Annotated in this window: 8 protein-coding genes and 4 pseudogenes; 5 read left to right on the top strand and 7 right to left on the bottom strand. The window is 68.6% G+C overall.

Features of this window, described 5'->3' with window-relative positions; genetic code table 11:
- Positions 1 to 63: 63 nt before the first annotated feature.
- The gene (locus tag AQJ91_RS58520) at positions 64 to 417 is read left to right on the top strand and encodes a CGNR zinc finger domain-containing protein (RefSeq protein WP_407696972.1); all 354 of its coding nucleotides are present in this window, start codon (positions 64 to 66) and stop codon (positions 415 to 417) included.
- A 53-nt stretch (positions 418 to 470) separates the two neighbouring features.
- On the opposite strand, the pseudogene AQJ91_RS58515 reads toward AQJ91_RS58520, so the two are convergent.
- Positions 471 to 566, bottom strand: a pseudogene (locus tag AQJ91_RS58515) (winged helix-turn-helix transcriptional regulator); the annotation flags it as partial.
- A 53-nt stretch (positions 567 to 619) separates the two neighbouring features.
- On the opposite strand from AQJ91_RS58515, the pseudogene AQJ91_RS58510 reads away from it, so the two are divergent.
- A pseudogene (locus AQJ91_RS58510) lies at positions 620 to 742 on the top strand (NADP-dependent oxidoreductase); the annotation flags it as partial.
- 256 nt (positions 743 to 998) lie between these two features.
- Here AQJ91_RS58510 and AQJ91_RS35625 read toward each other — a convergent pair.
- A complete protein-coding gene (locus AQJ91_RS35625) occupies positions 999 to 2009 on the bottom strand; it encodes an enoyl-CoA hydratase/isomerase family protein (RefSeq protein WP_067029874.1) in 1011 nt (336 codons plus the stop codon).
- Positions 2010 to 2075: 66 nt separating this feature from the next.
- On the bottom strand, positions 2076 to 3236 hold the full coding sequence (locus AQJ91_RS35620; protein WP_067029870.1) for an iron-containing alcohol dehydrogenase: 1161 nt from the start codon (positions 3234 to 3236) through the stop codon (positions 2076 to 2078).
- 128 nt (positions 3237 to 3364) lie between these two features.
- Here AQJ91_RS35620 and AQJ91_RS35615 point away from each other — a divergent pair, with 128 nt between their 5' ends.
- Entirely contained in the window at positions 3365 to 4327 is a 963-nt protein-coding gene (locus AQJ91_RS35615; RefSeq protein ID WP_079085453.1) for a LysR family transcriptional regulator, read from the top strand.
- A 552-nt stretch (positions 4328 to 4879) separates the two neighbouring features.
- Here the strand turns inward: AQJ91_RS35615 and AQJ91_RS35610 are convergent.
- Entirely contained in the window at positions 4880 to 5482 is a 603-nt protein-coding gene (locus tag AQJ91_RS35610) for a TetR/AcrR family transcriptional regulator (RefSeq protein WP_067029869.1), read from the bottom strand.
- Between AQJ91_RS35610 and AQJ91_RS58505 the strand changes: the two are divergent.
- A pseudogene (locus AQJ91_RS58505) lies at positions 5418 to 5921 on the top strand (SDR family NAD(P)-dependent oxidoreductase); the annotation flags it as partial. The gene AQJ91_RS35610 and the pseudogene AQJ91_RS58505 overlap by 65 nt on opposite strands.
- Before the next feature lie 63 nt (positions 5922 to 5984).
- Here the strand turns inward: AQJ91_RS58505 and AQJ91_RS58500 are convergent.
- A pseudogene (locus tag AQJ91_RS58500) lies at positions 5985 to 6491 on the bottom strand (IS110 family transposase); the annotation flags it as partial.
- Positions 6492 to 6740: 249 nt separating this feature from the next.
- On the opposite strand from AQJ91_RS58500, the gene AQJ91_RS35600 reads away from it, so the two are divergent.
- Positions 6741 to 7070: an SDR family NAD(P)-dependent oxidoreductase gene (locus AQJ91_RS35600; RefSeq protein WP_199848106.1), complete on the top strand. Its 330-nt coding sequence runs from the start codon at positions 6741 to 6743 to the stop codon at positions 7068 to 7070.
- Between the two features lie 190 nt (positions 7071 to 7260).
- Here the strand turns inward: AQJ91_RS35600 and AQJ91_RS35595 are convergent, their stop codons facing one another.
- Together AQJ91_RS35595 and AQJ91_RS35590 are read right to left on the bottom strand one after the other, a co-directional pair.
- Positions 7261 to 8067, bottom strand: a complete 807-nt coding sequence (locus AQJ91_RS35595) for a strictosidine synthase (protein ID WP_079085450.1) — start codon at positions 8065 to 8067, stop codon at positions 7261 to 7263.
- A 34-nt stretch (positions 8068 to 8101) separates the two neighbouring features.
- A complete protein-coding gene (locus AQJ91_RS35590) occupies positions 8102 to 8968 on the bottom strand; it encodes an alpha/beta fold hydrolase (RefSeq protein ID WP_067029868.1) in 867 nt (288 codons plus the stop codon).
- Positions 8969 to 9000 lie beyond the last annotated feature (32 nt).

The raw sequence follows: 9000 nt of genomic DNA, 5'->3' as shown, positions 1-9000 counted from the left end.
GGGCCTTGAACCGGAATCCTGAGACGGGCCATTCGACTGCGCCAACGCCACGGGTGAGCGGACCTGAGCGCCCTGCGCTTCCTGGACCGCTCTCCCGCCCGCAACCGCCGGCGGCGCTCCATGTCCCGCTGCGGCAACCGCACACAGGTCCGCCCCCAACCAAGCCCGCGGCCAGGCGGAGTGGCCACACCCCGACGGCCTGAACCTACCGGCGGACTGAGCCACCACGAACACCTGGCGCAACCACACACAGCCTCTCGGCGGGCCTCACTCGAAATGCGGGGCTGGGGACGCTCTCGATATCCTGCGCCTGCACGGCGTGGCCCCGTTTGCTTGCAGCGGATCTGGGCATCGACGCGCGAGCCGCATCCGCGGTGTCGTGCCAGTACGGCCGGACCTTCCGGGTCGGCGCGGTAACGGTCGCCCCACTGCAGGCGCCCCATCACCGCCGGGACGAGATCCATGCCCTTGGGCGTGATCACGTACTTCGGCCGACTCCGCGAGCCCGGTTCTTTGCCGGTCTCGGTGGCCAGAATCCCTTCCTCCACCAGCATCCGGAGCAGCGCAGCGAGAAGGTTGCGAGGACAGCCGAGGACGCGTTCGAAGTCGCTGAAGCGGGACGGGCCGTATCAGACCTCGCACCTTCCCGTTCGACCAGACGCTTGAGGCGATGGCGCACGTCGAGCAGGGCCGCACCAAGGCCGGCAAGGTCGTGGTATCGATGGCGCCCGTCAACAACTGAGAGCAGTCCGGCCCCAGCCCCTCCGTCCGGCACGGTCACCGGAGGGGAGACGTCGCCGTCGGCGATCCAGTGGCCACTACGGTCAGGGAGAGCCGCCGCTGTAGGCATCTCGCTGCCTCCCATGCCGTACGTCACGCGACACAACGCGCCGCACAGCTCCACGACGCCCCGAGCCGTGGTCAGGCCCTCGCACCCGTCACGTGTCAGAAGTGCGATCACGGCGGACGGACCGACACGCATGCGTGGGCAGACATGCTCAGGACAGCAGCGTCCGCCCGCCGAGCGACGCACGTCGCCAGTTGGGGGTGCGGTCCTTGTCGACCAGGGCCGCACGGACACCCTCCAGGAAGTCCGGCGTGCGGATGGTCGTGCGCGTGAGGGCGAGTTCGGCGTTGAGGCACTCTCGCAACGTGCGCTGCCTGCCCCAGGCCAGCAGAGCGTGAGTGATCTCCAGACTCTGCGGCGAGGCGGACTCCAAGGCGGCCAGCGCCTCTGCCGCCCAGGGGGTATCGAGGTGGCGCAGGCGCTTGTCGATCTCGCCGAGGGTCGGCGCGCCGAACGCCCAGTCCACGTTCCCGCGTACCTCCGCCAGCCCGCTGCCCGCCACCGGGGAACGGCCGGCAAGGCGGTTCAGGACCACGTCCACCGGGTCGCCGGGGTTGTCGGCCAGGGCCTCCCCGACCGCGTCGAGCCCGTCCGCGGGGACGAAGTGCGTGGCCAGACCCGTGTACTGCGTGTCGGCCGCGTCGAGCCGGTGCCCGGTCAGTCCCAGGTACATGCCGATCGCGCCGGGCAGCCTCGGCAGGAAGTAGCTGGCCCCGACGTCCGGGAAGAACCCGATCCCGGTCTCGGGCATCGCCAGCACCGCGCGCTCGGTGACGACGCGGAAGCTGCCGTGGACGGACAGACCGAGACCGCCGCCCATGCACAGGCCGTCGATGAGCGACACGACCGGCACGGGATATTCGGCGATCCGGGCGTTGAGCCGGTACTCGGAGGCGAAGAACCGCTCACTGGCCTCGGCGTCCCCGGCGAGGCTGTGCTCGCGGATCGTGCGGATGTCTCCACCGGCACAGAACGCCTTCGGGCTGGTACTGGCGATCAGCACAGCGGACAGCGGTATGTGTTCCCACGCGGCGAGCACACGGTCGATGGCGGCGGCCATGTCTGTCGTCAGGGCGTTGAGCGCCTTGGGCCGGTTCAGCAGGATGCGTCCGACGCCCCGGTGGACGTCGGCGAGAATCTCGACCGCAGCGGTATCAGTCATCGGTCGTCACCTCGCCATCCGCGCGGACCTGCTGTCGTGGCCATCACGTTCCTCACTCGCCGGGTGTCAGGCGTAGATCTGCGCGTAGAGATCCTGGATCTCGTCCACGGTGGGTACGACGGGGTTGTTGGCGGGCGACCCGGACGCGAGCGCCTGCTCGGCCATGAGGGGCAACAGGCGGAACCACTCGTCCCTGTCGATGCCGTGGGCTTGAGGGGTGGGCACCTCAAGATCCTCACACAGGGCGCGGAGCGCCTCCACGAGCTTATCGGTGGCCACGGCGTCGCTGTCGCCGTCGGTGGCGGCTCCGAGGGCGCGGGCACAGTCGGCGTACCGGCTCTCGGCGGCGGGCGCGGAGAACGCTGTCACCGCGGGGAAGAGCATCGCGTTCGACAGACCGTGGGCGACGTGGAAATGAGCACCGATCGGGCGGCTCATGCCGTGCACCAGCGCCACGCTGGAGTTGGAGAAGGCGATGCCGGCCTGGGTCGCGGCGAGCATCATCGCCTCGCGAGCCACGAGGTCTCCCCCATCGGCGTAGACACGGCGAAGGTGCTGGCCGATGGTCCGGATCGCGTTCAGGGCGAGGCCGTCGGAGAACGGGTTGGCCCTGCGGCTCACGTACGCCTCGACGGCATGAGTGAGCGCGTCGACACCGGTGTCGGCGGTCAGCCGGGACGGCATCGACAGGGTCAGTTCGAAGTCGACGACGGCGGCGACCGGCAGGAAGGCCGACCCCGGGCAGAGCATCTTCTCGTCTGTGGCACTGTCGGTGATGATGGTGAACTGGGTGGCCTCCGAGCCACTGCCCGCGGTCGTCGGGACCGCGATCACCGGAAGCGCCGGGCCGAGGCTGGTGTGCGGGGCCTTGTAGTCCCGCATCCGGCCGCCCTGGACGCCCAGCAGGCCGAGGGCCTTGGCGGTGTCCATCGGGCTGCCGCCGCCGAACGCGATCACCGAGTCCGCCCCGTGTTCCCGCAGCACGGCCAGGCCCGCCTCGAGCGAGTCGGTCGTCGGATCCGGGACGGTATCGGCGAACAGACACGGTTGCAGCCCGGCGTCCCTCAGCACGGACATCAGGCGTTCCGCCACACCGGTCCCGGCAAGGAACGCGTCCGTCACCAGCAAGGGGCGGCGCAGGCCCAACCCTGCGACGACGTCACCCAGTTCGCCGACGGCGCCGCCGCCGACGCGCAGGATCCGCGGGAGGGAAAGGCTGGCAACCATGGCGGCCCTTTCGGCAAGAACAGCGGAGCATGTCGCGCCCACTGCCCCGACTGTGCGGCCTCGCACCGTGTGCAAACAACCACCAATGACGCACACCCACTGTGCGCAATTGCAGATACGGTCGGGCCGTGCGCCTCCATTTCCCGGACGAGAACCCTGCCCCGCAGCCGGCCCGCTCCCATCGCTCCGTCGATCCGCGCAGACTGCGTGCGGACGATCTGCGTTATCTGCTCGCGCTGTCCCGTACCGGACGCCTGGTGACAGCCGCCGACGCGCTCGGCGTGGATCACACCACCGTGTCACGCCGTGTCGCCGCATTGGAGAGGAGCATCGGCCTGCGCCTCATCGAGCGGGGCGCGGAGGGCTGGACACTGACGGACATCGGACGAGCCGTCTCGGAGGACGCGCGCGTGATCGAGGAGGCCATCGACCGCGTCGTAGACACCGTGGCGGGTCAGGACTCGCCGTCCCTGCACGGCACGGTGCGCGTCAGCGCGCCTGACGGCTTCGGCACCGCCTTCGCCACCCCCGCCCTCGTACGGGTTCGCCGTCGGCACCCCCGCCTCCAGGTCGAACTCATCACCGCGACACGGCAGCTCGCTCTGCGCCCGTCCGGTTTCGATCTCGCTCTCGTCATCGGCGTGCCCTCCAGCAGCCGCCTGGTGACCGAGCACCTCACCGACTACACGCTGGGACTCTACGCATGCGACGACTACCTCACCCAGTACGGCCGGCCAAGGACGGTGGCCGAGCTGCGCGAGCACCCGCTTATCTTCTACATCGAGTCGATGCTGCAGGTCGGTGACCTCGACATCGAGCGTCACCTTCCCGGAATGACGCCCGCCTTCTCCTCGACGAACGTCTTCGCCCAACTCGAAGCCACCCAGCAGGGCGCCGGCATCGGTGTCCTGCCGGCCTTCCTGACCCAGCGGACGCAGCTGCGCCGACTCCTCGCCGACGAGATCGACATCCGGCTCCCCATCACCCTGGCCGTGCGCCGCGAGGCCGTGACGCACCCCGCCGTGCGCGCCCTGTGGGCTGCTCTACAGCATGAAGTCGCCGAACGGGCCGACGAGCTGATGCCGGAGTGAACGCCAACGAGATTCCGGTGCGGTGAACTCCCGCCGATCGAACCACAGGCCGCCGGTCCGCGACCGTACGGGTTCGGAGTCGTTGATCGCTTACCGAGGGACTGGCGGGGGTCTGGTGTTGCCGTCGTCGGCGCGGGAGGCGACGTCTTCCTCCGCCGCCCCCCTCATGAGCGTGCTGCGGGGGCTGGCCCCGCAGCCTTGGACGGCATGATGTCCGGTCCCGGCCAGCAGCGGCGGCTGTCGCCGTCAGTAGACCAAAGCAAAGCCGGCCTTGCGGAGAAGGCGATCGGCCAACTCCGCCGAGTGGGGCCTCCGCGATTCGTGCTGTCGCGGAACGGACGGTCGTGTCCGCCACCTTATCTCTACGAGAACCCGGACTCCCGCGCTCTCGTCCAGCTGCCGTCGCCGACAGCAAAGGCGGCGCAACCGGCGGGCGGGGAAGAGACAGACAGGCGGTGTGGGAGCCGAAGGCGCCGCCGCGGTCAGGATCAGAGCCATGACGCAACCGAAGACCACCCTGATGATCGCCTGGGCCGGAGGCTGGGCCACGCTTCAGCGAGGCAGCAGGACGTCGACCTGCCTCCGGATGTCCTGCACGACCTCCTCGACGCTCAAGGCGATGTTCACGCTCGTCGCCATGCTGAGGAACATCACGGCGGACACGATGTGTGCCAACGTCGCGGCGTCGCCCTCTGTGACCCGCTCGTCTCGGCGCAGCGCGGCGGCGATGGCCTCCTCGGTCTGCGCGACGATGGCGAGTGCTGCGCTGTGTCGGGGCTCCTCGGGGTCGCCGAACACCATCTCTCGCAGGTAGGTGCGTCCGTTGTCGATCTGGGTGCGGTTGCACTCCACGATCGGCCGGACGATCGCCAGCACCGCGTCCAGCACGCCTGGGACGGTCTCGGCGTCCGCCCGGCCCTGCTCGAGCGCTTCGGCGTACTTGGCATTCTGCACAAGCAGGAGGAGTTCGCCCTTGGTCTTGGCATAAAGGAACAGGGTCCCGGTGCCGATGTCGGCCTTGTCGGCGATCTGCTGGGTCGTGACCTCATCGACGCCGTGTTCGGCGAACAGCTCACTGGCGGCAGCGACAATGCGGTCCAGCTTGGCCCGCTTGTTCCGCTCGCGCCGTCCGACCGACTGGGAGGCGACAGACATGGCGGTGTCCTCCAGGAAAAAGATTCTGACTGCAATCAGTTATGATGACAGTCACTACCGCGTGGGCTCGAATGTGGCTGCGCTCATTCTCCCACGGCAGGGGCGAAAGGAGTTATTGCTCCATCCGTGCACAGCCACGCACTTCACATCCCCTTGGAATGAAGGAACACCAATGCCCTCTCTCGATGGAGCAGTCGTCCTCGTCACCGGCGCCAATGGCGGCATCGGCACCCACTTCGTCCACGAAGCCCTGGCTCGCGGCGCCGCCAAGGTCTACGCCACCGCCCGTTCCCCTCGCGCCTGGGACGATGAACGCATCGTCCCCCTGCCCCTGGACGTCACCGACCCCGCGTCGATCGACGCGGCCGTCGCCGCCGCGGCGGACGTCACCGTGCTCGTCAACAACGCGGGCGCCATCCCGCCGAGCGCGAGTCTGCTGGACGTCACCGAGGCGGACATCCGGGCAAACATGGAGACGAACTTCTTCGGACCAGTCTTCCGGCAGTCCGCGGAGCTGGGCCCGCAGTCTCTCCGGCGCGGTGACCAGCAGCTGACGGGCCTGGTTGACCGCCTGTGTGCGGGCCTTCACCGCGGAGCGACGCACCACGCGCAGCGTGCGGACCGCTTCGACGATGCCGTCCCGGGTCTTCGGCGTGCCCGTGGCCCGGCCGGAAACGACCGCCTCGGCTGCGGCGTAGGCGTCGATCGGATCGGACTTGCCCTTCATCCGCCGCGTCTTGCGATCCGGCCGGTCGACCTCGACCACCGTCAGCCCGGCGCGCCGCAGAGTGCGGGCCAGCTCGGCGCCGTAGGCGCCGGTGCCCTCCACCCCGACGGCAGTCACCGTTCCGAACGACCGGAGCCAGGCAAGGAGTTGGCGGTATCCGGTCCCGGTCGCGGGAAACTCCCGGTCGGCCAGGTGGCGGCCGACCCGGTCGGTCACCGCCGCGTGATGGGTCTCGCCGTGAGTGTCGACGCCGCCTGTGACTTCCAGGGCCTGGTCCGTCATGCTGGTCACTGCCGTCCTCTCGCTGATCCCGGTGGGGCGGCACGCGCCGGCCGGGCGGGCGGACAAGACAGTGGCGGGGCTTCTTGACCAAGCTCCTATAAGGTCACGGACGCCCGTCCGGTCGCGTGCGATGCCTCCTCCGCGCGGGCCGACATATCCCCTAAAGGACAGCCAGTCGGCGTCGGTCAGTCCGTGAGTCAGACCCGGCGGAGAAGACACATCACATCCTCACTGTCAGTCCTCGTCGACGTGCACTCCGTTGCCAGCTGGTACGCCTTCGGCGGCATATACAGCGCATCCAAGGCCGCACTGTGGTCGGCCACCAACGCGCTGCGCATTGAGCTCGCACCCATGGGCGTCCACGTGACGGGTGTGCACATGGGCTACGTCGACACCCGTATGGCCGCGCACGCTGACGGACCCAAGATGCTGCCGACGCAGCTGGTGACGACGGTCTACGACGCGGTCGAGGCCGACGAGTACGAGGTCTTGGCCGACGAGTTGACACAGGGGATCAAGGCGGCTCTGAGCGGCCCGGTTGAGGCGCTCTACCCGGGCCTGCACAGCACGAACGCCTGAGCTTGTTCTTCGGTCCCGACGTGACCTCTTCACGCCAGGCCCCCGTGATCCATGGTGCTCTGCTCGCTCATGGCTGGCTCCAGATGCGTGATGGGTATCAGATGGCGACGGGGGCGCGAGGAGGGCCAGGAAGCCTGGGGCGGATGGATTGCTGAGCAGATCCGGCGGTCCCGCTTCCCACCTACGCTGCTCACTCCTCGTAGCGCGGGAGGATGTCGCCGTTCTTGACGTAGGTGAGGGCGGCGGTGACGTCGTAGGCGTGGATCGCGGAGACCTGCGGTACCAGCCGGTTGGACAGGTCTTCGATCACGTTGCCGGTGAAGAAGGCGTCCCGTGCCGCAGTGTCGGTGAACCCGAGGCTGACCGAGGCATGGAAGTGCTGGTCGCGGGGGTTGTCGTGGGCGACGTCCGGGGTGTCCCAGAGCTTTTCCACCCAGGGCAGGAACGTCTGCGTGCGCAGCTCCTTCAGCACTCCGGTGCCGGCGAGCGCGGGAGCGAGTTCCTCATTGACGAACTTCCGGAAGGTGCCGACGCCGACCCCGTCTCTGCGGCGAAGGTAGATCAGAGCGCGGGCACCGACCGTCTGTCCGGGGCCTGCGACGTCGTACCAACGCGAGGAGTTCGGCGGGCCGGCGTAGAGGAGAGTGCGGCGGAACACGTTGATCTCGTCGGCGTAGGCCAGCTTCGTCTGCTTGCGCCCTTTCAGAGGTGCGAGCGCCGATTGGAAGGTGACTTCCGCGACACCGTCGATCTTCCGGTCGGCGGGGATCGCGGTCTGGACCCCGTCGATGGCCGGCCACCGGCCCGTGTTGTGCTCGGCGAGGTGGATCTGCCGGTACTCCTCCAGACCCGGGGTGGCGGAGATGATCGCCGAGTGTGGGCCCTTCCAGTGGTCCATGCCGGTCTGGCGGGGCTGGTCGGTGCGCACCCACAGCAGGATCGAGGAGGTGAGGTGCTTCTTCACTGCCTGGGGTGCGTCGACTGGTGACGTGCTCATGGTGTTTCCGTTTCTCTTCGTGGTCAGGTGGTCGTCATCGGGCGAGGAACTCGACCGCCAAGGGGGCGAACTCCTTGTGGTACTGGAAGATGCCGCCGTGCCCGGAGTCGGGGTAGATGATCACCTCGCTGCCCTTGATGCGCCGGTGCAGGTCCTCCGACAGGACCGTCGGCACCATGCGGTCGGTGTCGCCGTTGGCGATCAGGGTGGGCTGCGTGATTCTCGACAGGTCGTGAGGGGCGGACCGCCCCCACTTCTTGATCGCCTTGAGCTGTGTCCGGAACGCCTTGACCTTGATCTCCGCGTCGCGGTCGACGGTGCGCTCCTTGAGCCGGTTGACGAACGCGCGCGCGGCGGCCTTGCCGACCGGGTCGCGGTTGAAGAACAGGAACTCCTTGGGGTCCGACCGGGTCAAGGTGGCGCGCAGCGTGTCCCAGTAGGTGGTTCCGGCGACCTTGTCGATGTCCTTGCCGCCCCTGGGCCCGGTGCCGGTGAGGACCAGCTTGCGGACGAGTTCGGGGTGCTTCACCACCAGGGCCTGGGCGACGAAGCCGCCGAGGGAGAAGGAGAAGATGTCGATCTTGTCGTAGCCGAGCGCCTTGATGAAGGTGTAGGCGTCGTCGGCCATCGCTTCGACGCTGTCCGGCACCTGGCCGGTGGATGCCCCGACACCGCGGTTGTCGAAGGCGATGACATGACGGCCCTTCGCGACGGGGTCGATGATGCGGGGGTCCCAGTTGTCCAGGGTCGCGGCGAGGTGGACGAAGAAGACGACGGGGATACCGCCCTTCGGTCCCAGCTCGCGGTACGCGTAGGTGACGCCACCGGCGCTGACGGTGCGGGCCGGAGCCTTCGCGTAGGAGGTGATGACGGCTTCGTTCGGGGTGTCGGTGCTGCTCATGACGGATTCTCCTGGTCTGTGTTGTGTCGCCC

The sequence above is a fragment of the Streptomyces dysideae genome, from assembly GCF_001514305.1.
GTDB classification, from domain to species: domain Bacteria; phylum Actinomycetota; class Actinomycetes; order Streptomycetales; family Streptomycetaceae; genus Streptomyces; species Streptomyces dysideae.
This window is presented reverse-complemented; position numbering and strand designations above follow the sequence as displayed.